Annotated in this window: 25 protein-coding genes; 6 read left to right on the top strand and 19 right to left on the bottom strand. The window is 35.0% G+C overall.

The window, feature by feature from the left end; all coding sequences use genetic code 11:
- Positions 1-36: 36 nt before the first annotated feature.
- From IR022_RS07610 to IR022_RS07575, 8 genes are all read right to left on the bottom strand, one after another.
- A complete protein-coding gene (locus tag IR022_RS07610) occupies positions 37-1,011 on the bottom strand; it encodes an ankyrin repeat domain-containing protein (RefSeq protein ID WP_194203264.1) in 975 nt (324 codons plus the stop codon).
- Positions 1,012-1,036: 25 nt separating this feature from the next.
- Positions 1,037-2,473: an ankyrin repeat domain-containing protein gene (locus tag IR022_RS07605; protein ID WP_194203263.1), complete on the bottom strand. Its 1,437-nt coding sequence runs from the start codon at positions 2,471-2,473 to the stop codon at positions 1,037-1,039.
- A 5-nt stretch (positions 2,474-2,478) separates the two neighbouring features.
- Positions 2,479-2,994 (bottom strand): hypothetical protein, encoded by a 516-nt coding sequence (locus IR022_RS07600; protein WP_050708618.1) that lies wholly within the window; start codon positions 2,992-2,994, stop codon positions 2,479-2,481.
- 239 nt (positions 2,995-3,233) lie between these two features.
- Positions 3,234-3,746 carry a hypothetical protein gene (locus tag IR022_RS07595; protein ID WP_194203262.1) on the bottom strand — a complete coding sequence of 171 codons (513 nt, stop codon included), beginning with the start codon at positions 3,744-3,746 and terminating at the stop codon, positions 3,234-3,236.
- Positions 3,747-3,986: 240 nt separating this feature from the next.
- Positions 3,987-4,520, bottom strand: coding sequence for a hypothetical protein (locus IR022_RS07590; protein WP_194203261.1), 534 nt, complete (start codon positions 4,518-4,520; stop codon positions 3,987-3,989).
- Between the two features lie 88 nt (positions 4,521-4,608).
- Complete coding sequence (locus IR022_RS07585) at positions 4,609-5,358, bottom strand: hypothetical protein (protein WP_194203260.1); 750 nt, start codon at positions 5,356-5,358, stop codon at positions 4,609-4,611.
- A gap of 498 nt (positions 5,359-5,856) precedes the next feature.
- The gene (locus IR022_RS07580) at positions 5,857-6,018 is read right to left on the bottom strand and encodes a hypothetical protein (protein WP_185099947.1); all 162 of its coding nucleotides are present in this window, start codon (positions 6,016-6,018) and stop codon (positions 5,857-5,859) included.
- A gap of 241 nt (positions 6,019-6,259) precedes the next feature.
- Positions 6,260-7,327, bottom strand: coding sequence for a hypothetical protein (locus IR022_RS07575; RefSeq protein ID WP_194203259.1), 1,068 nt, complete (start codon positions 7,325-7,327; stop codon positions 6,260-6,262).
- Between the two features lie 400 nt (positions 7,328-7,727).
- Between IR022_RS07575 and IR022_RS07570 the strand changes: the two genes are divergently transcribed.
- The 6 genes from IR022_RS07570 (at position 7,728) to IR022_RS07545 (ending at position 17,547) form a co-directional block, all read left to right on the top strand.
- The gene (locus IR022_RS07570) at positions 7,728-10,010 is read left to right on the top strand and encodes a TonB-dependent receptor (protein WP_194203258.1); all 2,283 of its coding nucleotides are present in this window, start codon (positions 7,728-7,730) and stop codon (positions 10,008-10,010) included.
- 50 nt (positions 10,011-10,060) lie between these two features.
- Positions 10,061-11,404 (top strand): HmuY family protein, encoded by a 1,344-nt coding sequence (locus IR022_RS07565; RefSeq protein WP_194203257.1) that lies wholly within the window; start codon positions 10,061-10,063, stop codon positions 11,402-11,404.
- Positions 11,405-11,498: 94 nt separating this feature from the next.
- On the top strand, positions 11,499-15,794 hold the full coding sequence (locus tag IR022_RS07560) for a cobaltochelatase subunit CobN (RefSeq protein ID WP_194203256.1): 4,296 nt from the start codon (positions 11,499-11,501) through the stop codon (positions 15,792-15,794).
- A gap of 64 nt (positions 15,795-15,858) precedes the next feature.
- Complete coding sequence (locus tag IR022_RS07555; RefSeq protein ID WP_194203255.1) at positions 15,859-16,560, top strand: hypothetical protein; 702 nt, start codon at positions 15,859-15,861, stop codon at positions 16,558-16,560.
- Between the two features lie 52 nt (positions 16,561-16,612).
- Complete coding sequence (locus tag IR022_RS07550) at positions 16,613-17,206, top strand: MotA/TolQ/ExbB proton channel family protein (protein WP_050708970.1); 594 nt, start codon at positions 16,613-16,615, stop codon at positions 17,204-17,206.
- A 5-nt stretch (positions 17,207-17,211) separates the two neighbouring features.
- On the top strand, positions 17,212-17,547 hold the full coding sequence (locus tag IR022_RS07545; protein WP_194203254.1) for a DUF2149 domain-containing protein: 336 nt from the start codon (positions 17,212-17,214) through the stop codon (positions 17,545-17,547).
- Between the two features lie 94 nt (positions 17,548-17,641).
- On the opposite strand, the gene pyrF is transcribed toward IR022_RS07545, so the two are convergent.
- The 11 genes from pyrF to IR022_RS07490 all read right to left on the bottom strand — a co-directional run bounded on the left by pyrF (position 17,642) and on the right by IR022_RS07490 (position 25,706).
- Positions 17,642-18,466 carry an orotidine-5'-phosphate decarboxylase gene (gene pyrF, locus IR022_RS07540; protein ID WP_194203253.1) on the bottom strand — a complete coding sequence of 275 codons (825 nt, stop codon included), beginning with the start codon at positions 18,464-18,466 and terminating at the stop codon, positions 17,642-17,644.
- A gap of 16 nt (positions 18,467-18,482) precedes the next feature.
- The gene (gene prfA / locus IR022_RS07535) at positions 18,483-19,568 is read right to left on the bottom strand and encodes a peptide chain release factor 1 (protein ID WP_194203252.1); all 1,086 of its coding nucleotides are present in this window, start codon (positions 19,566-19,568) and stop codon (positions 18,483-18,485) included.
- Between the two features lie 107 nt (positions 19,569-19,675).
- Positions 19,676-20,368, bottom strand: coding sequence for an LrgB family protein (locus IR022_RS07530; protein WP_194203251.1), 693 nt, complete (start codon positions 20,366-20,368; stop codon positions 19,676-19,678).
- Positions 20,365-20,709, bottom strand: a complete 345-nt coding sequence (locus IR022_RS07525; protein WP_050709002.1) for a CidA/LrgA family protein — start codon at positions 20,707-20,709, stop codon at positions 20,365-20,367. Before IR022_RS07525 ends, IR022_RS07530 begins: the two co-directional genes overlap by 4 nt.
- A gap of 181 nt (positions 20,710-20,890) precedes the next feature.
- Positions 20,891-21,712, bottom strand: coding sequence for a UDP-2,3-diacylglucosamine diphosphatase (locus IR022_RS07520; protein ID WP_194203250.1), 822 nt, complete (start codon positions 21,710-21,712; stop codon positions 20,891-20,893).
- Between the two features lie 4 nt (positions 21,713-21,716).
- The gene (locus IR022_RS07515; RefSeq protein ID WP_050708975.1) at positions 21,717-22,034 is read right to left on the bottom strand and encodes a metal-sulfur cluster assembly factor; all 318 of its coding nucleotides are present in this window, start codon (positions 22,032-22,034) and stop codon (positions 21,717-21,719) included.
- A 116-nt stretch (positions 22,035-22,150) separates the two neighbouring features.
- The gene (gene radC / locus IR022_RS07510) at positions 22,151-22,852 is read right to left on the bottom strand and encodes a RadC family protein (RefSeq protein ID WP_194203249.1); all 702 of its coding nucleotides are present in this window, start codon (positions 22,850-22,852) and stop codon (positions 22,151-22,153) included.
- Positions 22,853-22,926: 74 nt separating this feature from the next.
- Positions 22,927-23,490 (bottom strand): elongation factor P, encoded by a 564-nt coding sequence (gene efp / locus IR022_RS07505; protein WP_050708977.1) that lies wholly within the window; start codon positions 23,488-23,490, stop codon positions 22,927-22,929.
- A gap of 236 nt (positions 23,491-23,726) precedes the next feature.
- Positions 23,727-24,545 (bottom strand): serine O-acetyltransferase EpsC, encoded by an 819-nt coding sequence (gene epsC / locus IR022_RS07500; protein WP_194203248.1) that lies wholly within the window; start codon positions 24,543-24,545, stop codon positions 23,727-23,729.
- An 8-nt stretch (positions 24,546-24,553) separates the two neighbouring features.
- A complete protein-coding gene (locus tag IR022_RS07495; protein WP_194203247.1) occupies positions 24,554-25,531 on the bottom strand; it encodes an acyltransferase in 978 nt (325 codons plus the stop codon).
- A complete protein-coding gene (locus tag IR022_RS07490; protein WP_050708980.1) occupies positions 25,521-25,706 on the bottom strand; it encodes a hypothetical protein in 186 nt (61 codons plus the stop codon). Before IR022_RS07490 ends, IR022_RS07495 begins: the two co-directional genes overlap by 11 nt.
- Between the last annotated feature and the right edge of the window lie 23 nt (positions 25,707-25,729).

The raw sequence follows: 25,729 nt of genomic DNA, 5'->3' as shown, positions 1-25,729 counted from the left end.
CTCCTTTTTTAGTTTTACTATGAAGTTGTTGTAAATTTAATTTTCAGCTCCTGCCATTAATAATTGTTCTACAATTTCAGTAAATCCGCGTTCGCTAGCATATGCCATAGCGCTTTTAGCATCATTATCAACTGCATTTACATCTACATTATTCTCTATCAATAAAGCAGTAAAATCATTATTGCCACATTTTGCTGCAATAATCAATGGTGTTTCACTATAAGAGTTTTTAGCATTAATATCAGCTTTAGCATCAAGGAGTATTTTTCCAATAAATTTATTTCCTATTTCAGCTGCATAGTGTAATGCTGCATTACCATTTAATAAATTTAGGTTTGCATCTGCTCCATTTTTTATAAGTAGTTCAACAATATTAATGTTCGAATTATTTGTAGCCAGAACAAGTGAACTTACTCCTGTATCATTTAGCTCATTTACATTAGAATTATCAGCTCTGAGTAACGCTAATAGTGCCTCACTTTGATTGTTGTAAACTGCTTGATGCAAAGGTGTATTTCCATTTGCGTCTTTCTGTGCTACATTTCCTCCTGATAGAGCTTCGATTATATCTCTTAGTCCATTTGCTGTTGCATAGTCTAAAGCGCTAAAACCTTCGTTGTCTTTGAGATTTACATCGGCGTTTAAAGAAATTAGATATAAGCCAGTCTCCGTCTTACTATTTTTTACGGCATAAATGAGTGGTGTTTGCCCGTCTTTATTGGTTGCATTTATATCTGCTCCTTGTTCAACTAGCATTTTAATTATGTCCTTATTACCATTCTTAGCAACACAGTGCAACGGAGTTTCGCTTATATTGTTTGCTAAAGATACATCAGCTCCTTCGTCAATAAGCATTTTTGCTATGTCTTTGGCTCCTTTTAAACAGACATAATATAAAGGTGTATTACCTATAGGGTCTCTCTTATCGAGGTTTATAGTTCCTTTTTTTAAGAATGCTTGAATAATTCCTTTCTGTGCATTTTTACATGCATTTAAAAACATGGTGTCCATATAGTGTGTTGTATTTAATATATACTTACATATTGTTTAGTAGAAGTTTTACTACCGCTTCATTCTCTGCTTTTACAGCTATATCCAGAGCTGTTTCGCCATTGTTATTGGTGTTCTCAATTGTGCTTTTGTCAGCATCCAGTATTAATTCTGCTATTTTTTTTGCTGACATTTTATTCGAATTTCCAACGGCATACATTAAAGCAGTATAACTGTTCTTATCTACAAGAGTTGTATCCGCTTCATTATCTAATAGTAGTTCGGCAATATTATGTTTAGGTTCATCACCTTTCTCTGCAAAAGTCATAAGTGGAGTTTTTCCTGTTAGAGTTGGCAGATTAATATTACTACCTGCATCTATCAATGACTCAGCCAATTTATTGTTTATACCGTCCATATAACCAAGTGAGCAAACAAAATTTAAAGCAGTATTCCCATTATTATCAATAGTTGCATTTGTATCCAGATCATTATCTATGAGAACTTGGAGTATTTTTGTTATTGTTTTCACATCTTGTCCTCCCACTACACCAACATTCAGATTTCGGATAGCAGAATTAAGTAAATAATACACTGCAGTGTGTCCGTTCTCTCCGGATACATAATTTACGTCAGCCCCACCTTTAGTCAATAGCTTTACGATATCTAATGATGGATATTCACATGCTGACATCAATGGAGTTCTATAGTCTTCTGAAACTTCGTTAATATCTGTCCCCAATTTTAGTAGACATTCTATTGCTTCTATGTCCTTTTTGAGAACGGCTTCTTTGATAGTCATTCCCCCTGTTTGTAAGTCACCTTCATTACCAGATAAAAGTGCTGCTATCTCTTTTACATCGCTTCGTTGAGCATAAGTAAGTGGGGTAGTATCAAAAATATCTTTGTCCTCAGGATCAACTCCTGATTTTAATAATGCTTCTATGGTTTTATATGCGGCTTCGGGAACTCCTGCATTTTTCTTTTTGTGATATAGTTGGCTACATATAAGATGTAAAAGGTTTTTACCTTCTTCGGCTGTTGCATCCATTTTTACCGATTTATCCGCTAATGCTTCAATAAAGGGATACATTAGTTTAGTTCCTGCTATATAATATGCAATCTCTCCAGCTTCATTTTTTTTCTTTGGATTAACTTTAAGGTCTATAAGCCTTTTGACTGTCTTGCGAATATCGTCCTCTCTTTTTTCGAAATTCTTTATGTCGTTAGTAAGGGGGCTTTTTGACAGATCGTGCAGTGGTGTATTTTCTTTTTCATCGGCACGTACTTTTAAGCCTCCTTCACTCAAAAATTCGATAGCTTCGTAATCGGCAAAGGTTGCAGCTATATGATATAAACTTTTGCCATCTTCATCTGTAACATCCAGTGCAGGCAAATTTTTGTATAGAATTAATACATCTCTTTTTTCGCCTTCTCTTGCAAATAAATTTTGTCTGTAGGCATCAATTATTTCTTTAAACATTCTCGTTAGTTTTTATGTGATTTTGATTCTGCTAATAATATAGCATTATTTACATTCTTATATCCTTTATTTCTAATTGCATTCCCTACTTCGAATACTCTATCCCATTGTTGAAGATGGAGATAGCAATCTACCTTTATACGAAGTATAGAGTCTTTTACAATTTCAGGAAAATAAGAGAAGTACTCATCAGTAATACCTGATTGATAGCATTCTGATTGATTTTGCTTTGATAGTATAGTTTTACAATCCTTATCAACAGGTAATAATGCTTGATTTCTGGGAGTTATCGTTAACAAGCTCAATACTTCATCTAAAGTATATATTGTTTGTTGATAGATTTCCCCGTAATAATAACATAGAGCAAGATTAAAAAGGCTGCATACCTCTTTTTTTGTCTGTGTTATTGTTATTAATAATTGATAAGCTTCGGTATATTTTCCGAGTGCAATTAAACGCACTATAAAGTCCTGATTTACTATTATAGTTTTATGATTAAAACTATCTTTCCCTAATAACATGTAGTGTGTCTTTGGCAGTAGCTAAAGTCTTTTAGATCCATTATCATCTGAATAAATTCTTATCTTATGACAATAAGTTAGGACTTGCTACTTTATTTTACTCAAATATAGGGAATAGATTTTTTCTAAGCCTTTAATGGATTTGTAGATTTTATTAATTTTTCATAAAAAGGGGATAAGTGGCTTTTATACGATTTCGTTTCTATTAATAATAGAACATCATATTATGGTTATTTATATTATTGGGGTTCGTATTTGTAAGGTGTACCTTGAAAACCTTTTGAGATCATTTTTTTAGGTGGATGTAATAAATCATTATCTTTGTAATCTAAGTTGGATAGAAAATCGTTGATTATATTTAGATTATCTGCTGTTTCATAGTCATAATCCGATTCAAAGAAAAACTGTCTGGGTATAGCAGGATTTTCAGATACTTTCTTGTACGGAAATAATCCAGTGGCTTTTTTCATAATTTCACTGAGCCAATTATCGAATAATTTTTTATCGGGACATATATGACGTGCAATTACAGCTAATCGGGATATATCGTCATTGGTACAGAAATCATTTTCTTCATAATTGTAAGTAATATATTGAATACATTGCCACATAGAATATGTAGGTCCATAAATAGGCTCTGAAATATAATCACCTTCATAACTCCAACTATAAAAATAATGTTTATTGATTACACCTGCCCATTGGGCTTCCAATGCCAAAAGTATTCCTGGCTTATCAATGTATTTATGCATGCGCCAGTATATCCATTCGCTAAGAGCTGCTGCAATGCCAAATGCGGCTTTGTGATCAACATTATCTAATGCCTTTTCCAGTTTATGATTCTCTGCATCTACTGAATAAAAACCAGATGTATCTAAAAAAGGATTTTCCTTGTAATCGACAGAGCCTAATAGTTTCTTTTGTAATTGTTTTAAATCGGCTGTGTGATAATCAAAACCGGGTTCTAAATAGAATTACAGAGGGGTAAAATGTTATTTTATAATGAGATAAGGATAGAAACCTTTATCGTTATTAAATCGAAAAACACCCTTTTCATCCAAATCGTCTTGAGGAACAGGAAATAAGTTAATAGATTGCTGTAATATTGAATTGAACCAATTGTCGAAGAAATCGGTATCATCCGAGACATAACGTGCCAATTCCACTAGATTAAGAGTAGTCCCATATATCCTTGGATTATGTCCAATATAATTTAGTTTTAAGCTCATAAAAGAGTAATCCATTAAGGCTATAGATTCGCCTATTTTAGAGCCTATTTCACCTAAATGGGAAGTGACCCTTTCTTTCGATAGATATTCTTTACTTATCAAACTGCACCATAATGCCTGAATATATTCTTTCTGGATAGTTGAATCCTGGTTTAATTCATTTTCACGCCAATCGCATAGTCGCCATAAAATCCATTCGCTGGCAGCTATACCTAAAGCCATAGCGGATTTACAGTTCATTTTGATTAGTTGCTTATACAATTTCTCATTTCTTATTTCGCTGAATTTTATTTCCATATTACTGTTCCATCTATAAGCGGGCTTTTGGTCTCCAAAGTTATGTTCTTTAAAGAATAATGGTTTTTCTAATTGTATAGTTGTATTTTTATTTCAGTTCATATTTATAGGGTATGCCTTGAAAGCCTTGTTCTATTAATTCGGTTGCTGACCAGAAAAACACTTTATTAGAATGATCTACTTCATTTATATATTTTTCCAGTAAGCCATCTATATCGGCTGTTTCATAATCGAATCCAGGTTCAAAATAAAACTCCCTTGGAATAGCCGGTTCAGTCGAAGAGTCATATCCAATTGTTATTCCTCCTAGAGTTCGCCCTCTATCGTATAGAGTAGGAAATAACTTAATAGAGCGGTTTATGCAATCATTAAGCCAGTTGTCAAACATATGCTTATCGGAAGTTACGTGTCGCGCAAGTTTTATAATATTCATCACACGAAATTGTATTTGATGATCTCCTTTTATATAATTATCACGGATAAAAAAATGACATGTAAAGATAATCCATATGATATTAAAATAGGTAGTGTCTCCCCGAGAACCTGTATACTTCCAATTTTTAATGTATTGTTTATCTATTAAACCCAACCATAGTGGTTCTATTGCATTAAGAGCTGCATCAACATTTTTTATCTTGCTCAGCCTCCGAAATATCCATTCGGAGCAGGCAGCGGTAAGTCCGAGAGTTGCTTTGTGATTTAATAACCATAAGGTGTCAACTAGTTTATTGTCTTTGACTTTGTAAGTAAAATAGTCTATCCGCGTTTCATCCCATTTGAATGTAACTTTTTCTGTTAAAAACTCGGCGTTATCTAATATCTTAGGTATAGTTAGCATAGCATTGTATGTTATTTTAATTCGTATTTGTAAGGTGTACCTTAGAAACCCTCTGTGAAAAAAATGCGAGGTATAAAACGAATCATCATTTTTCTGTCCACTTATAATCGAGTTCTTTATTTGTATAATTTATTTGCTCTAGTATTTTCAGTTTAGTCAGCATAGTGTGTGGAATTGTAATTTCAGGATTAAGAAAGAAAGTTTGATAACATTGTGTTACCAAACTTTCTCTAAAATACTATTTCGTATGCGAATATAATAAAAAATGAGTTATTTTCAATTCGCTTATTGTTGGTTTCTTTCATCTAACAAAGCGTTAGCTATATAAAAAAAGAATTGGTTGTCATCCCGACAACCAATCTTCATTAACCTTAAATCTAATACTATGAAAAACACATATTATAAACAACTGACTCTAGGATAAAGTTTTATGAATTATTTTTATACATACATAAATGTATTTGATAACTAAATCCATGAGTCGAAAGTACTTTTTAATTATCCTCTTTCCTGAGTATTACCATCAGGATTTATTCTATTAACGGCAGCTTTGACTTCTTTGTTGCTAACTGGTTCTGGAGCTTGATTACCTTTATTCTTACGAGCTTCTTCGTAACCTTTAAAATCTTCAGGAGATTTAATTATTTCATTTTGTTTCATGATTTGATAGATTTAATTGTTCGTATATAATTACTTAACATATGATGTAGCATTTATGTTCTATCAAAATGAATTTTAAATGGTTAGGATTCTGAAATATGGCTTGCAGAACCAAAATGTAATATTCTAAATGATATAATATTTTTCAAGGAATAAATTTGATCTATAATAAAAACAGGACTCAAGCTTAAACCTGAATCCTGCGTATTCTCTTAATTATGTACAAGTTGTACTACAAATATTAATATCTGGTGGTAAGTGCTAGTCCTTTAAATTTTTCTAGTCCACCATCTGAAATAAATACTGTATCTCCTCCAAAAGCGGCATTTATTTCTACCATTTCGTCAATAATATTATCAATTACACCCGGTTTCGAAGCTTTTTCTATATCTACTAAACTAATTTTATCATCTATGATTTCTGCAGGTTGATAATAACCATTTTGAACGAATAAAGTTTTTCCTTTACCCTGTTCTATTGCATTCCATATGTCGTTTATATCTACTAAAAATTTGCCAGTGTTTAGAGCTTCTTTGAGTTCCAATAATCGTTTCTCATTATTTTTATGTGCATATTCTTCTACAATATACCAATTTGCATCTACGATATGTTGAGCTGATTTACCAAAACTATCGTTGTGAGTTCCTATAATGATGTCGTTATGTTCCGAAACTGTTTTAAAATAAGCTGCTGACTTTTCGTCTGCAGAAATAACTATGGGTAATGGATTCTCTCTCCATATTGCCCATACAGCTTTGTCTACTCTGCTGAAAAATTCTTTTTGATAATTACCAACTCTGGTTGCGTTAGACCCTGCTATGGCATTTGTCGTAAATAAGCTATAATTGAAGATTGGGAATGGTCTTCCTAATTCTTCTATAACTCTTCCGTTTGCTGCTTCAATTAATCTTGCACGGTCTTGTCCTAATACTAAAGTATAATAGGCCTGTTGCGTATGTTGTGATCTAATTAAATCTCTTGTAGCAAAAGATTCATCGATAATAACTCGATCATTAACAGCGATAGACAAACGAGTATATTTTGCAATATCTTCATTTACAAATAATACTAAGCTTTCTGTATTGTACCGATGGTCTATTTTTTTTACTAATTCATCTAATTGCTCGATAATTTTATTTGCTAATTTTTTGTCAGTCTCCTTAGAAAGTCGTTCGTTAGCTTCTTTCTGTAGATTACTTAATAAAATAGCATCTTTTTCGTTATCGGGATGCGTGTTGTGTGTATTTAAAATTATACTTACGCAAATTTTACCTCGTAGGTCTTTAATCTCTTTTAAAATATTATTCATAAAGTTTTGATTAAATTATTTGTAAACTGTTTTTATATTGGTTAAGTATGATTTGCCGTTTTCGAGTTATTCTAATTAAACATATTCAACTTTGAATAAGTTTAACGATTTACTTATATTTTTTAATTCATAAGATTGATTGTCTCCTCTTTAATAAAAAGTCGATAAAATAGCTATAAGTTATTAACGAAATCCAAAAATCTCACTACTTCTAGGTATTGTGTAACTTTTTTAGAGAACCTACTTTTGTCAGTGAAGAATTAGCACTTGTTGACATAGTATAATCTTTTTAGAAACTTAGATTAATCGTTGGGTTGTCTTTTGTTTCTTTTATGTGCCTTATATCTAATCGATTATTGGGTGTGTCTTGAGTATTTACAATTATAAATAATTAAAATATATGTTAAAGCATGTATGCCTTGTGATTGCCTTATTGGTACTCACAGTAGATTCTTTTGCCCAAAAAATAGCAAAAGAGAGCATAACAGGAATAGTAAAAACAACAGATGGTTACCCTTCGGAATTTATCTCGGTAGTTCTCAAAAATACAAGCTATGGAGATATTACTAACGCTGAAGGGAAGTTTAAGATCGAAGCTCCCGAAGGAGATTACACAATGGTAGTATATTCGATATTTGCTCACCGAAAAGAATTTCCGATAACGGTTAAAGCAGGTACACCAAATTATTTTCCTGATATATCTATTATTGAAAATAAAAATCAGTTGAACGAAGTTGTTGTAACGGGACAATTTACACCACAATCTCTCCGAAATTCAATTTACAAAGTTCGAGTTATCAATAGTCAGCAAATAGAGCAGCGAGCAGCTACCAACATACAAGGCATTTTAAATACTGAAATAGGTATTCGTTTGTCGAACGATATGGCTTTAGGTGAAACTGATTTCGAGCTAATGGGAATGAGTGGAAATAATGTAAAAGTACTTATAGATGGTATTCCCGTCATAGACAGACTTGCGGCAAAACAAAGTCTTAGTCAGATAGATATAAATACGGTTGATCGTATCGAAATTATAGAAGGACCGATGTCCGTTATTTACGGAACAGATGCTTTGGCTGGTGTTATAAATGTGATAACGAAAAACGGAAAGCTTGAAGACAATAAACGTTTAGCCGTAGGAGCTAGAGTACAAGAAGAAAGTGTAGGGCGTGAGTATAATTTTTTGACTGGCGAAGGTAACCACAATCAGAGTGTGAATGCCCAATATACTTTAGATAATGGTTTATATGCAGGTGGAAGCTTTACCCGAAATGATTTTGGTGGATGGCAAGGCGATTCTACTGGACGTAAAAAACAATGGCAACCCAAAGAACAATATTTGGTAGGTGGGCAGTTAGGATATGCAAAGCAAAACTATAATATTGCTTACAGACTTGATTACCTGAATGAGAACTTATTGACAGAGGCTGATATAAATCCTGTAACCAATAAGACTTCAGACAAAGAGTTTATTGTAAACAGATATACACACCAATTGCAAGGAGAATGGAAAGCAAGCAATAGTTTTAGTCTTTCAGCAGCGGCTTCTTTTCAGGATTATACCCGACGTACTCGTACTACAATGATTGATCTTAATACTGGAAAAAAAGAATTGTCTTTGGAAGCAGGAGCACAGGATGAAACTAATTTCAATGCATGGTTTGGGCGTGTAATGGGTGTTTGGAAAGTTTCTAATCAATTGGTCTTACAGCCTGGTGTTGAGTTTCAATCGGATGAGGGTACGGGAGACCGAATTGACGGATCTCATCGTATTAACAATACGGCTCTTTTTCTTTCTGCGGAATATACTCCGGTTAACTGGTTAAGTATTAGACCTGGAGTTCGTTCTTCTTTCAACTCAGCCTATGATGCACCTTGGGCGGTTCCTGCTCTAAATTTAAAAGCTAGAGTGACAGGTGATATAGACTTGCGTCTGTCTTATGCACGTGGGTTTAGATCCCCAACTTTGCAAGAGTTGTACTATACATTCCACGATTCGAATCATCATATTGATGGTAATCCAGATCTTAAAGCCGAATATTCTAACAGTTATATGGCCTCTGTGGCGTGGCGTTCCTTACACGATAGAAATATAAGGCTGACAACTACCTTGACCGGTTTCTATAATGATTTCAGAGATCGTATTTCCTTAGTGGAATCTTTGACTGAAGTAGGTGCTAATACATATTACAATATAGATAAGTTTAGAACGCTAGGTTTGACACTAGAAAACAACTTGTATTGGAAATCACTCAGAGCTTCATTAAATGTCTCGTATTTAGGTCGCTATAATAGCTTCTATGAAAGTGAAGTGTACCAAGACGAAGAGATGGATAAATTTAGATACTCCCCCGAAGTAGCACTTAATCTGACTTACGATTGGGCTAAAGTCGCAACATTTAATGTATTCTATAAATTCACAGGACAGCGTAAAGAATACAAGGTTGATAGTGATAAAAAAATGAGTCTGCTTGGACTTGACAGTTATAACTGGGCAGATATTACAGTGACTCGTAAAATAGTGAAGGGCTTGATGGCTTCTGGTGGAGTGAGAAACTTGTTTGACATAACTACTATACGTAATACAAGTTCGGGCGGTGCACATAGTGGAGGAACAGGTTCGAGCCAATTGGCTTGCGGACGTTCATATTTTGTAGGATTAACTTATAATTTTCAACAATAAAAAAGGTCTTAGATCTTAATTTTAATAACAATAATCAATAAATAAGCGAAATGAAAAAAATACTTTATTTTAGTTTCTTCTTGGTGGGATTATTTGCTACTTCTTGTAGCGATGATGATGCACCTCTTCCTGACAATTCTGTTAATTTTTCTGCATCCGAATTAGGTATCAGTGAAACAGAGACATCTAAATCTTTTACCATAAATATAGATAGAAAAGCAAATACTGCTGTTACTATATCTCTTACAGTAACTCCAAAAGGTGTTAGCTATGGTAGTGGCTATACTACAACCCCAATAGCCGAGAATAATACGTTGGCTGTAACTATTCCTGCGGGAGAGACTTCTGCAACAGTGGAAGTGAAGAAAGTAGCTACTTTATTTGATGGAGATGAAACTATTGACTTCGAAATCACTACTGCCAGTGCTGGTATTTCTTTGGGAAGTAAAAAATCATTGAAATTGACTTTCGGAGCAATTATTTCTACAGGATCAAGTTTGAAGCTTGAAGGTGGAGAAGGCGGAGCTAGTGCCGTAAACTCTGTATTTGTTGACTTTAGCGGAAACGAACAAATTTCGGCTGCTCGTAAATCGTGGAACTTTGGTTTTGCTACAGGTAACGATTTTGGTGTTATCCTTAATAATACAACGGCAAGTACTGCAATTGAAGCAACAAACCAATCGTTAGATGCAAAAATTTCAGCTGCAGATTCAGCTGCTTATGTAGCAAAATTACTAATTGGTGGTGGTGAAGGCAACTTTGATATTGTTGATGATGTTTTGGGCGATTTGTCTAAATCGGTTATCAAAGAAGGAAAAGTATATATCGTTAGTCTTGGCGAGTCACAAACACCATTGTATAAAGTAAAAGTTTCAAAGAAAGATGCCGATACTTATACAATTCAGTATGCAAAGAGTAACGAAACAACAGTGAAATCGTTAGACGTTGCTAAAAATGCGGCTTATAACTTTGTATATGCTTCAATTACTACTGATAAAGTAGTATCGGTACAACCCGAAAAAGTAAAATGGGATATAGAATGGACACGTGCTACGTATAAAACAGGTACACTGCCTTATATTTTCTCTGATTTTGTATACATCAATGGTAAAGGTGGCGTTCAGGCTGCCGAAGTGTTGGTATCAACAGTAGCTTATGATAAATATGGAGTAAGCAATGTAGCATCTACTGAATTTTCGAGCGCTATTGATGTAATAGGTAGCAAATGGAGATCGGGTGGAGGCCCTAATGCTTTGCCTGCAGTAAAAACCGACCGCTTTTATGTTGTAAAAGATGCAGCCAATAACGTTTACAAAGTACGGTTTGTATCGATGAGTGGTGGCGATGGCGGCGAGAGAGGCTATCCTGTTGTAGAGTATGCTTTGGTAAAATAAAGCACATAACCATAAATAGTAATAAAAAAGAACTACATCGATTGGCAAACTGATATGATTTCAGTTTGTCAATCTGTATCTGTTAAAAGCTCATATGAATAAAACGAAAATCATTATTATACTTGCCGCGATATTAGTTATTGCAGCAGGATGCATGGCTTGGGCTAAATTGGCTTCGACGACAAAGATCGCCTTAGTCAATTTTCAGCAATTTCAGTCCACCAGTTTTATAAAATCGAATACCGATAAATCTATTAAGTACGAAGATGTATCTCTCGAAGAATTAGATAAGTTGGGAGATTATGACTTTGTACTTGGCTTTGGTATGGGAATGAAGGCTACTGCCGAACAGCGTGCCCAAATACAAGCCGCTGCTGATAAAGGTGTTCCCGTATATATTTATGCAGCTACTAATCCCGAGAATGCAATCTGTAACCTCGATAGCATTCAGAAAGAAAAAGTATCGTCTTATATAGGTAATGGTAACAAAAAGAACTATCAAAGTATGGCGAGATATATTCGTCAGGATATAGATAAGAAGAAGTTTTTTGTCACACCTCCCGATTCGTTGGTCGAAACAGCCGATGATGTTCTGTATCATTTGGATGAGAATATGTCGTTTAATACTGTTGCCGAATATGAAGCTTATCTTAAAAAGCTGAATATTTTTAAAGAAGGTGCTCCCAAAGTAGCTGTTGTAGGAGGTCTGAATGACCCCTTTAGCGGTAACAGGGATAATATTGATAGTATGATTGTTTCGTTTCAGAATGCAGGAACAAACATTTATCCTGTATCATCGGGAATGAAACGATTAGATTTTCTGAAAGAAATAAATCCCGATGCAGTTATCTACTTTGCACATGGTCGATTGGCTATGGGGCAAGCTGATGCTGCCGTGGAATGGTTGAAAGAAAAAAATATTCCTATTTTCTCACCATTAAGCATTTTACAAACTAAAGAGGAGTGGATGAATGATCCGATGGGAATGTTCGGAGGTTTCATGTCGCAAAGTGTAGTAATGCCCGAACTGGATGGAGCTATCTATCCGTATGTGATTAATGCACAGGAAATAGACAAAGATGGAGTATATGTATTTAAAGCTATTCCCGACAGATTGAAAAGTTTTACACAGATTGTAAGCAATTTTATATCGTTGAAGCATAAGAGTAATGCCGATAAGAAAATATCAATTTACTTCTTCAAAGGGGCAGGGCAGGAGACCCTTACAGCTCAGGGATTGGAAACTGTACCATCGCTTTACAATGTATTGAAACGGTTGAAAGCCGAAGGGTATAAAGTAGATAACTTGCCTGCAACCGAAAAAGAATTTGAGAAACTGTTGATGACACAAGGTGAGGTATTGAGTCCTTATGCAGAAGGAGCTTTCGATAATTATCTAACCAATGGTAAACCTGCTTTGATCGAAAAATCTCAATATGAATCGTGGATCAATCAATCACTATCTAAAGAACTGTATGCCGAAGTTGTAAATACATACGGAGAGGCTCCCGGAGCATATATGAGTGTACAAAAGGATAACAAATCGTATCTGGCGGTTGCCCATATTCAATTGGGAAACATTGCTTTACTACCACAGCCAATGGCTGGTTTGGGTAGTGATGTATTTGCTATTGTTCACGGAGCAAAATCGCCTCCCCCTCACACTTATATCGGAGCATATTTGTGGTCTCAGTATGAGTTTAAGGCTGATGCTATGCTGCACTTCGGTACACATGGCAGTTTAGAGTTTACACCTCAAAAACAGGTAGCTTTGAGTAGTAACGACTGGCCTGATCGCTTGGTGGGAACTATTCCTCATTTCTATTACTATACCATTGGTAATGTGGGCGAAAGTATGATGGCGAAACGCCGTTCGTATGCTACAACTATCTCTTATCTGACTCCTGCTTTTATGGAAAGTAACACCCGTTCGCAATTCAAAACTTTACAAGAAAAGATACGTGACTACTATAAAACGGATGAAGCGAGACAGCCTCAGGCTTCGTTGACTGTGAAAAAGATTGCTGTAGAGATGGGCTTGCACCGTGATCTTCGTTTAGATAGTGTATTGACTAAACCCTATTCAACCGAGGATATTGAGAAGATAGAGAATTTTGCCGAAGAAATCTCGAATGAGAAAATGAACGGTCATCTATATACTACGGGTGTGCCTTATAGTCCTGAAAAAATTCTTTCTTCGGTAATGGCTATGAGTGCCGATCCTATTGCTTATAGTTTGGCAGCCCTTGACAGACAGAGAGGTAAGGTAACCGAAGTGCAATTGAAAAACAAAGCCTTCTTTACTCAACATTATTTAGAGCCTGCTAAAACTTTGGTAAGACAAATATTAGGAGGAAAGGCTGTAAACAATGCACTTATTTGCAGTGTGGCAGGGCTTACCGAAAATGATTTGACGGAAGCTAAAACCATCTTGAATCCTCCTAAACGTGGAATGATGGGAGGAGGTTCTTCATCCTCTTCTTCGACTCAAAAACCTGCAGCTATGGGAGGCAAACCAACAGATGCAAAACCGAGCGGAGGGCATCCCGGTTCGATGCCGAAAGATGGAGTTAAGCCTGCTAATATGGGTGCTGATAAACCATCGCATCCTCAAAATGCCGATACTACTAAACAAAGTAAACCTGCTACGGCATCTATGGGTGGAAAAGATAAACCCAAAGCTCCCGAATATACGAAGGAGCAAAAAGACCGTGCCCGTGCAATTTCTGAGATTGAACGTACTATAAATAATATTACTGCCTATAAAACAGGCTTGGAACAAAGCCCCGAATTGGAGATGAAAGCGATTCTTAATGCTTTTGCAGGCGGATATATTGCCCCTTCTTCGGGAGGTGATGCCGTTGCCAATCCTAATGCCGTGCCAACAGGTAGAAACTTGTATGCTATAAATGCTGAGGCTACTCCTACGGAAGTGGCTTGGGATAAAGGAGTAGGGCTTGTAAATGCAACGCTTGATCAGTATAAAAAGGAGCATGGCGAATATCCACGTAAGGTAAGTTATACTTTTTGGAGTAGTGAATTTATAGAAAGCGAAGGCGCTACCATTGCACAAGCTCTTTATATGTTGGGGGTTGAACCTGTGCGTGATGCCTTTGGACGTGTTTCCGATTTGCAATTGATTCCTACCGAAACTTTAGGACGTCCACGTATTGATGTCGTGGTGCAAACTTCGGGTCAGTTCCGTGATTTGGCAGCGTCTCGTTTGTCGTTAATTACACGTGCCGTAGAAATGGCGGCATCTGCTAAAAACGATAGGTATGATAACTTGGTTAGCAAAAGCACGGTTGAAATAGAACGTCAGTTGGTAGAACAAGGTATTTCTCCCAAAGATGCACGTGCCATGTCTACACAACGTGTATTCGGTGGTATCAACGGAATGTACGGAACAGGTATTCAAGGTATGGTAACGAGTGGCGATAAATGGGAAACTGAAAAAGAAATTGCCGATACTTATATCAATAATATGGGTGCTGTGTATGGTGGTGAAAAAGAGTGGGGCGAATTCAAAGCCGGCTTGCTTCGTGCCGTACTCCACAATACAGATGTCATTGTACAGCCTCGTCAGAATAATACTTGGGGAGCATTGAGCTTAGATCACGTGTACGAATTTATGGGAGGTATGAATCTTGCCGTTCGTGATGTGACCGGAAAAGATCCTGATGCTTATTTTGCCGATTACCGTAATCGCAACAATGTGAAGATGCAGGACTTGAAAGAAGCTATCGGAGTTGAGGCTCGTTCGACCATTTTCAATCCCGAATACGTAAAAGAGGTAATGAAAGGCGGTTCGTCGAGTGCATCCCAAATAACTGAAGTGGTAACTAATACTTACGGATGGAATGTGATGAAACCCAACGTAATTGACAACGAAATGTGGGATCAGATTTATGACGTATATGTAAAAGACAAAATGAATCTGGGTACACAGGAATTTTTCAAGAAAGAAAATCCTGCCGCTTTACAGGAAATTACTGCTGTAATGATGGAAACTGCCCGTAAAGGAATGTGGAAAGCTACCGATCAGCAATTGAATGATGTAGCTAAACTGCATACCGATTTGGTAAAAGAATTTGGTTCTACAGGTTCAGGCTTCTCTGGTAGTAATGGTAAGCTACAGGACTTTATATCGAAAAAAGTTTCGGCTGACGATGCTAAGGTTTACAATCAGCAATTGCAGAATATGAAAACTGCCAATGCTTCGTCGGATGCTGCTAAAAACGGTATGGTTCTTAAGAAAGATCAGGTAGCAGGACAAGTTGAGAAAGGCGAGAAGAATTCACTTAACGGTATTATAATCGTAGGTGTGGTACTTGTTGTATTTGTTATACTTCTGATCGTTCTGAAAAAGAAAAGAAAAAGTAGTAAATAAATAACAGAAGGGTAGGGAGCCTTACTATTGTGGATAAGGCTTCCACTCTTTCTAAATCTATAATATGGAACTAATCATTCAGATATTGATGCTGTTTATTGTTATAAACTGCATACTGAAACTGAGCTTCTGGAAGCCTTGGCAGGCTGCTTTGTTTGGATTGGTGTGTGCTGTATTTATTATTGGAACGTATCAGTATGCCATTCAACAATCAAAAACACAGATCAACGACTATCTTCAAAATACAAAAGCTTTGCAGGATGCGGCAGTATTGGTAACCATAGAGTCGGCCATCTGCTTTGCTTTTTGCTTTGTAGCACTTCGGGAAATATTCGGTAAAACAATAAAGCGATGGGTTCGCCCTTTATATTGGTATCCCAGTTTGCTCATTTTCCCAGTTTTGTTCTATTTGCTTACTCAAACCATATTTAGTATGACGGGAACTGATTTTGCTACCATAGCCTATGTTCTGGCTGCTATTGTAGTGGTTGCATTCCCTTTATTCAGTTATGGAATCCGATATCTTGTGCCCGAGAAAGAATTACGTCTTGAGGTACATTTTCTGGTAAGTCTATTTGTTTGCATACTTGGTTTATTGACTACTGTCAATGGTAATGTAACCTATGCAGCATCCGAAGAACCGATCAACTTTATAGCCTTATTCTCATCAATAGGATTGTTTGCGATAGCTTTTGTTCTGGGATTTTTCTGGAATAAAATAAAGTGGATTATCAGGCAGAAAAAAGAGAATAAACAAAAACAATAAAACAAGGTCAGCGACTTTAATCATATAAATCAACAAAATAAAAATACTTTAAATGGAAGCAATTTCTAAAGTCCTCTTTTGGGTAGCCAACAGTTTGTTAATTCCCGATATTATTCTTTTGTTATGCCTTTTTGCCCGTTCATTATTACTGATTGGCAGTTTCTACAATCAGTTTATGACTAAACGGAAGGTTGACAAAGAGATGGACGATAAGATCAAGAATTTATCTTCTTCAAATATCGAAGACTTAAAAGCTGCATTACCCGAGAAAGACAATTCGTTATATATAAAATATTTGCGTGATTTACTTACAACACCTCCCAGTGAAGCGTATTCGGATTATTTGATTTCGAGTTTCGAGAACGAAGCCGAAAAAGATACTTCACTTTCGAAACTCTTGGCAAAGATGGGGCCTGTACTTGGATTGATCGGTACACTAATTGCCATGAGTCCAGCATTGGTAGGATTGTCAACAGGCGATATTGCAGGTATGGCTTATAATATGCAGGTGGTATTTGCTACTACCGTGGTAGGTCTTGTAGTAAGTGCTGTAGGTTTGGTAACTTTGCAGTTTAAGCAACGATGGTATGCCAAAGATGTGAACAATTTGGATTATGTATCGAGAATACTAACCGAAAAGGCTTAATGATTATGAGAAAACGTCAAAGAAGAACCAGTAAGTTTTCGAAAGAAGAGGACACCGATCCGTTGAGTGTGATCGTAAACCTTTTCGATGTGGCAATGGTATTTGCCGTAGCTCTTATGGTAGCTATGGTGATGCACATGAATATGACTGAAGTTTTTACTCAGGAAGATTATACGATTGTAAAAAATCCGGGAAAAGATAATATGGAAATTATTACCAAAGAGGGTAATAAGATTAATAAATACACACCTTCAGAAGAACAAAGTTCGGGCTCTAAAGGTAAAAAGGTAGGTATTGCCTATGAATTGGAGAATGGAGAGATCATTTATGTGCCTGAATAATCAGCATTATGATAAGATTCAGATAGAATCAAAAAAGGAGAACAATATTGTTCTCCTTTTTTGATATATAGAAATAAAAGTATAAAGGCTTTTATTATATAATAGCTTGTAGGTATTTAGCCATTTCTGTTTGCACTTTCTTTGCTTCTATAGATGCTGTACTAGCAAAGCTCTCGCTACTGTCAGCATAAATAATGGCACGAGATGAGTTTACTAATAAACCGCACTCTTTATTCATCCCATACCTTACCACTTCTTCTAAAGAACCGCCTTGTGCACCTATTCCCGGAACAAGTAAAAAGTGATTAGGAGCATATTTACGTATATCAGCAAACATCGAACCTTGAGTTGCACCTACTACGTACATTAATTGCTCGTCGGTACCCCATTCCTGAGATTTTTTTAAAACCTTTTCAAAAAGCTTTTCTCCATTAGCATCTTCTACTAATTGAAAATCTTGTGATCCTTTATTAGATGTTAGAGCAAGAAGTATTACCCATTTTTTAGGATAGTTTAAAAAAGGGCTTACACTATCTTCACCCATATAAGGAGCAACAGTTATAGCAGTCGCTTTGAGATGTTCGAAAGCCGATTTAGCATACATCTCAGATGTATTACCAATGTCTCCACGTTTAGCATCCAGAATAATAAATTGATCGGGATATTTAGTGCGGATATATTCAATTGTTTTTTCTAATGCCCAAAGTCCTTTTGTGCCAAGACTTTCATAAAAAGCTGTATTGGGTTTGTATGCTACGCAATAACGAGCAGTTGCATCTACGATTGCTTTATTAAAAGCATATATTGGATCTTCTTCTTCAAGTAAGTGATCGGGTATCTTTTTTAAGTCAGTGTCAAGTCCTACACAAAGAAAAGATTGCTTTCTCTTTATATTTTCGAAAAGTTCTTGTTTTGTCATGAGTATTTGTCTGTTTTTATAATTCGCTTTCTTTTAATCGCTCCGCATTCTCAGCAATTATAAGTTGATCTATGATCTGTTGGATATCACCATCCATAATTGCAGAAAGATTATATAGTGTTAAGTTTATTCTATGATCTGTAACACGACCTTGTGGATAGTTGTAGGTTCTGATTTTAGCAGAACGGTCACCAGTAGAAACCATTGTTTTTCTTTTGGAAGCTACCTCATCCATATATTTTTGGTATTCCATATTATAGATACGAGAACGTAACTCAACTAATGCTTTAGCTCTGTTTTTTAGTTGAGATTTTTCATCCTGACATTGTACTGTTACTCCTGTTGGAATGTGTACCATTCGTACTGCCGAATAGGTTGTATTTACTGATTGCCCTCCATTTCCTGAGGCACAAAAAGTATCTACACGTATGTCTGATTCTTTTATTTCGACATCAAATTCTTCAGCTTCGGGTAATACTGCAACTGTTGAGGCTGAGGTATGTACACGACCTTGTGTTTCTGTTGCAGGAACACGTTGTACACGATGTACACCTGATTCATACTTGAGAATACCATATACACCATCGCCCGAAACTGTAAATATTATTTCTTTAAAACCACCTGAAGTACCCTCAGTACAGCTAGTAACTTCGGTTTTCCATCCTTTATTTTCGCAGTATTTTTGATACATTCTGTATAGGTCTCCTGCAAAAATAGCAGCTTCGTCTCCTCCTGTACCTCCACGAATTTCAACTATTGCATCTTTATTGTCTTGTGGGTCAGCCGGAACTAATAATATTTTGATTTCTTCTTCTAATATAGGTAGTCTGGTATTGCTTAGTTCTAGCTCTTCCTTAGCCATTTCTCTAAGTTCACTATCTGATTCTTTATCAAGTATATTTCTAGCTTCTGAAATGCTGGTTAGTACTTGTACGTATTCTTTTCTCGCATTAGCAATTTTTTCAAGGTCACGATATTCTTTATTCAACTTTACATAACGTTTCATATCGGATATAACATTTGGGTCGGTAATTAATTTACCGATTTCCTCGAAACGTATAACTAAAGCATCTAATTTATCTAGTAATGAATGTTGACTCATGTTCAGTTTTTAATTTGCAGGTGCAAAGATAAGAAAAAGCACTTTATTTCGGGAGGCTTTTTATACTTCTCTGAAATTCGATTAGTTATATAATGTTTATTAATGCTTTATGAGATAATTTGATGAATGAAAGGTATCAGCAGAGCAGTCATTACTCCCATTAGCCCGATAGCTAGTCCACTTATAGCACCTTCTATAACTCCCATTTCCATGGCTTTAACGGTACCGACACTATGTGCTGATGCTCCCATTGCTAATCCTTTGGCAATGCTACTCTTTATTCCTAGAATTCGAAGAACAAACGGTCCTATTATACCTCCGAATATACCACAAAATAAAACGATTACAGCTGTAAGAGAAGGGATACCTCCTGATTGTGCTGAAATATTCATAGCTATGGCTGTTGTTACTGATTTGGGTTCGAGGGTCATAATCAGAGCATCATCCGCTCCTGTTATTTTAGCAAGAAGGATAACGCTAACAATTCCGGTTACACTACCAACAAAGATGGATGTGAGTATTGATACTACGTTTCCTTTCAGATACGACATTTGCTGATAAAGGATGTATCCTAAAGCAACAACTGACGGTCCTAGTAAGAAACTAACGAATTGGCCTCCTCGCTGAAATGTATCGTAATCCATTTTTGTGACATTCAAAAATAGAATAATGATTGCTATTGATATAATTAGTGGGTGAAGAATTGCTACTCTCGTTTTTTTGAAAACCCATTGACCAAATAAATAGCTACCAAAGATAAGAACAAGAATAAACTCAGGACTTTCTATTAATAATTTCATTTTGATCTTCCTTTTTCCATTTGCTGTTGTACAATACCAACTACGGCGATAACTAAAATAGTACTAATGGAGCAAGTTATAATAATAGATGCCCAAAACTTACTTAATACCCCAAAAGAGGTCATCAATCCGGCTCCGGAAGGGATGAAGAAAATGGCCATATTCTTAGTAATGGCATTTGCTGTAGAATCGACACTGTCAGGATTTATAACCTTGAGATAGAGAGCCAAAAATAATAACATCATTCCTATTATACTTCCGGGAATGAATCCTTTAATAAGGTAACTCACACATTCTCCTATAAAATAAAATAAGAGAATGATGAAAATTCCTTTAACCATTTTCATATTACTTATACCTAAATATTAACACTGCAAAGGTAGAATAAATTAGTCAGACCAACCTTTTTATTAGTATAAATTTCAAGATAAAGTATCCTTATGTATATCAGAAAGTATTTTATAAAAAGAGCCTGCAATCATTTAATGATCGCAGGCTCTAAAGAGGATATTTCGTTATTAGTTATATATCTTCAAACACTTCTAATGAAAAATTTTCGCCATCGAAAACAGCATAAGAAAAGAAACTGATCCAATCTCCTAAAATAGAGATTCGTGCTGTTGGTGATAACATTAAATCAAGCATAATGTGTCGATGTCCAAATATGAAAAAATTAATATTTGGAGTCTCTTTTAATTGCCTTTTTGCAAATAGAACAAGATGCTCTTTATCTTCTCCGAGATAAGGAATTTCTCCACCTGTAGCTCTACTATGGTTAGACCATGTGTGAGCTATTGCCATTGCCCAACGAGGGTGTAAGCAGGCAAAGGCTTTCTGACATAGTTTATTATGAAATGCCCAACGTATAAGCTTAAACGATTTAGAATCGTCACCTAATCCATCTCCATGAGCTAGAAAGAATTTTTTGTTGTATATATCTTGTACCAATGGTTCGAGATGTACTATCATCCCACATTCTTTCTGCAAATAATCGGTAACCCAAACGTCGTGATTACCTATAAAGAAGTGCACTTCGATACCTGCATCAGTCAATTCACCTATTTTTCCTAAGACTCTGGTAAATCCTCTGGGTACAACGTATTTATATTCAAACCAAAAATCGAATATGTCGCCTAAAAGATAGATCGTTTTAGCATCTTTCTTTACCATATCAAACCATCGGCAAAGTTTTCTCTCTATATCGTGATTCGGGCAATTATCATTTGATTGCTTCTTTACTCTATTAGGAAGGCTCAGAGTACTACTATTGTCTATAACTTTATTATGAGAAGCTGAGCCTAGATGTACATCCGAAAGGAAATATATTTTATTCTTTTCAGCCATATTCTTATAGAAATCCCAACTCTAATTTAGCTTCTTCGCTTAGCATATCTTTATTCCATTCTGGTTCAAAAGTAAGATTTACAATTACATTCTTTGCAGCAGGTATAGATTCTAGCTTAAGGCGTACATCTTCCAATATAAAATCTGCAGCAGGACAGTTTGGTGCAGTCAATGTCATTGTTATTGTAACATTTTGTTCTTCATCAACATCTACTTTATAGATAAGACCAAGATCATAAATGTTTACAGGAATTTCAGGATCATATACCGTTTTAAGCATGCGTACGATATCTTCTTCCAATTTTAATATATTATTTTCCATGTTTGAAATTTTTGTTGTGAGTAATTTTAGCTGACAAAATTAAGGAATAAATAGTTTGGTTTGTATTATTACTGATAAAGAAATTCAATGAGCATATAGTAAATCGACTATTTATACTATAAAAGCATGTTATCCCGATAGCTATAATAGTCATCGTCACAAATGATTACATGATCCATGAGGTAGATATCTAGTAAGTTACAAGCATCTTTTAATTTCTTTGTAACAATATTATCTTCTTCGCTAGGTTTAGTACTTCCCGAAGGATGATTGTGTACCAATACAATATTGGTTGCTAAGTTCTCAATTGCTTCCTTAATAATAAGTCGAATGTCTATAACTGTCCCTGTTATTCCTCCTTTACTAGCTAATATTTTCTTAAGAACCTTATTGGAGCTATTCATCAATAGTACCCAACTTTCTTCATGCCTAAGATCTCCTAGAATAGGTTGAAATATATTGTAAACATCTTTGCTCAAGAGTATGCGTTGTTGCTTTTCAGAGTCCGAAAGTTTTCGTCTTTTACCAAGCTCTAATGCTGCAATTATAGTTATAGCTTTGGCTTCGCCTATTCCATTGAAATTCAGGATCAAATCATTGATGCTAAGCTTTCCTAATGAATTCAGATTGTTCTTCACAAAGAATAATATTCGTTGCGAAAGTTCTACAGCAGTTTCATTTTTATTGCCAGATCCAATTAAAATAGCGAGTAACTCGGCATCGGACAATGCTGAAATACCTTTTAGTAGTAACTTTTCGCGAGGGCGATCTTCCTCTGCCCACTCAGTAATTGTTAGTTTTACTTTCGATTGATCCATAATTTTATAAAGATAAAAAATCGTGTCTAGGAAACTACCCTAAACACGATTTATTCTAAAAGATAGATCTTTTATTATTTTACTCTTTCAACGTATGAACCGTCACGAGTATTTATCTTGATTTTTTCACCTTCATTGATAAAAAGAGGAACACGTACTTCTGCTCCTGTTTCTACTGTTGCAGGTTTTAAAGTATTTGTTGCTGTATCGCCTTTCAATCCAGGTTCAGTGTATGTGATTTGAAGAATTACATTTTGAGGCAATTCTGCTGTCAAAATAGTTTCAGTTTCCGCATGTACTTGCACTTCAATAACATCACCTTCTTTAAGGAAAGCAACACCTTCTATTTGATTTGCAGGAAGAGATACTTGTTCGAAAGTTTCATTATTCATGAAATTGTAACCCATGTCATCTTTGTATAGGTATTGATAGTCACGTCTTTCGATACGAACTTCATCAAGTTTAATACCTGCATTAAATGTTCTTTCAAGAATACGCCCAGTAGTAACACTTCTCATCTTTGTTCTTACAAAGGCTGCTCCTTTACCCGGTTTTACATGAAGAAATTCTATAATTACGTAATATTGACCATCAATATCAATACACATGCCATTTCTAATATCTGCAGTAGTTGCCATAAAATATATTTTGTTTATTGTATAAATTACTCGATTCTATCTTATGGAATAGATCGTAAAGTAATATTTTAGATGTATTGCTATAGCTTATAATTATTACTATATCTGATTATTAGACTTTCTAAAATAATAAAAAGGTTTACAATCCTAACTCTCCATAAGACCGCAAAGATAGGAAAATTATATAAAGTTTATAATAGTTTTTTTGCTTAAAAACGTATTCACTTCATTGTACTTCAAATTGTATAATTGAATGAATCTTCAAAATCCTGAGTAGTTCTTATTCTTACCTCAGAGTTATGAAAGACAAGGGAGTAAGGAACAACACTTCTTGTAAGCCATACGTTTCCTCCAATTGTAGAATCGTGACCTACAACTGTTGTACCTCCTAAAATTGTAGCACCGGCGTATATAACTACATTATCTTCAATAGTTGGATGTCTTTTTTTGTCTTTTAATTCTTTGGTGACAAATAACGCTCCTAGGGTTACTCCTTGATATATTTTTACATTGTTACCTATAATGGTTGTTTCTCCGATAACGATTCCTGTTCCATGATCTATAAAGAACATATCACCTATTTGTGCTCCCGGATGTATATCTATTCCTACTGATGCGTGGGCGTATTCTGAGAATAATCTAGGGATAATAGGTACATTCATTTTATATAGAATGTGTGAAATACGATGGACTGTAAGGGCAAAGAAACCGGGATATGCTATGATAATTTCTTCTATACTACGAGCTGCCGGATCATTTTGTAAATAGCACTTCGCTTCATTATATAATTTACTTCTCAGGTCAGGTAATTCTGCAACAAATAAATCTAGTACTTTTTCGGCTTCTTTTTTATTGATTAAGTTCGAGATGTTTTCTAATAATACAGAATATACAAAATTGAGATTATCAGAAGTTGATGTGCAATTCTCGTCACAAATAGGGAATAGCAATTGATGAAAAATAGTATGTAGAGCAGCTTCTAAATCAATCTTATTTATTGGAAGAGTATTGGATTTAGAATTCAATAATTCTGATATTTTATTTAAATCTGTCATTTTCTTGTTTATAAAAATATTTTAAGAACTCTATTGAGTCTAACTATAATGTAGGCTAAAGGTAATGTTGTAATTGTAATAAATAAGAAGAACATAACTGGCGAATCTATATATGCATTTATTTTAAGATCAAGACTGGCTAGTATTAGCATGGGGTGTATGAAAAAAATTGCAATTGACATATCCGCAACTGTATTATGCTTAGGATAAGGTCCCATTTTTCCATTTTTAAGTATATAAATGAAAACCGCAGGACATAAGAATAACGGAACTATGTATAAGTTATTCGTCACCTGCTGCTCCATATATATGTATGCTTCTATCATTAAAGCAATACTTCCTAAGATAAGAATATAAGGTATGAACTTCTTAATTTTTGGATAGGTTACATATTTGATTAAATGCCCGATAGTAACAAAAGGAAATGCCCAAAATAGAAAATTTCTGTATTTCATAATTTCAAATGCAGAATAAGGGTCTCTCTTTTGTATAAGGTAACCGATAAAAAATAAGATAATGGCTAATATTATGAGTCCTTTCTTATTTACTTTTATTCTATTTAGGAAATAAAGCATTATTACGGCTCCAATGAGAGAAACTAAATACCACAAGTGAAAAAATCCGTTAGTAACTGTTATTATTAGAGATTTAATATCATTTTTAAAATAGGGGTAATACCAAGGGATATATAACAATGTCCAAACAATATATAATATTACTAATTTAGTCAGATATTTACCTGTTTTTTCTCGGCTGGTTATATTAAGATAGTACCCATTTATTATAAAAAAAAGAGGTACTCCTATTTTAGTTAAGCCATATGATATTTCCCAGCCAACGATGTATCCAATATTGTCAAGTATACTGCCGTTTTGAGGAGCATAGATGCTAACAAAAGGGCAATGTATCATGATAATTAAGATACTTAATCCTATTTTGAAGTAATCAAGAGTGATATTCCTCTTATTTATAGTACTATTCTCCAAAATAATCCTTTTTATCTCTTTTTCGATTGTACAACTTTTTACTTTTATGTACTTTGGTTATAGCTGTAAAACCTACATTGGTTTCTAATTGAGTTTCTCGATCTGCTTTTTTTACAGCCTTTATGTAATCCTGAATAGTTATTTTTCCTCTCTCTTGATTTTTCTTCTTTTTCATTTAAAATCACGTTAAATATTTAA

The organism is Dysgonomonas sp. GY617, assembly GCF_015233815.1.
GTDB lineage: Bacteria > Bacteroidota > Bacteroidia > Bacteroidales > Dysgonomonadaceae > Dysgonomonas_A.
This window is presented reverse-complemented; position numbering and strand designations above follow the sequence as displayed.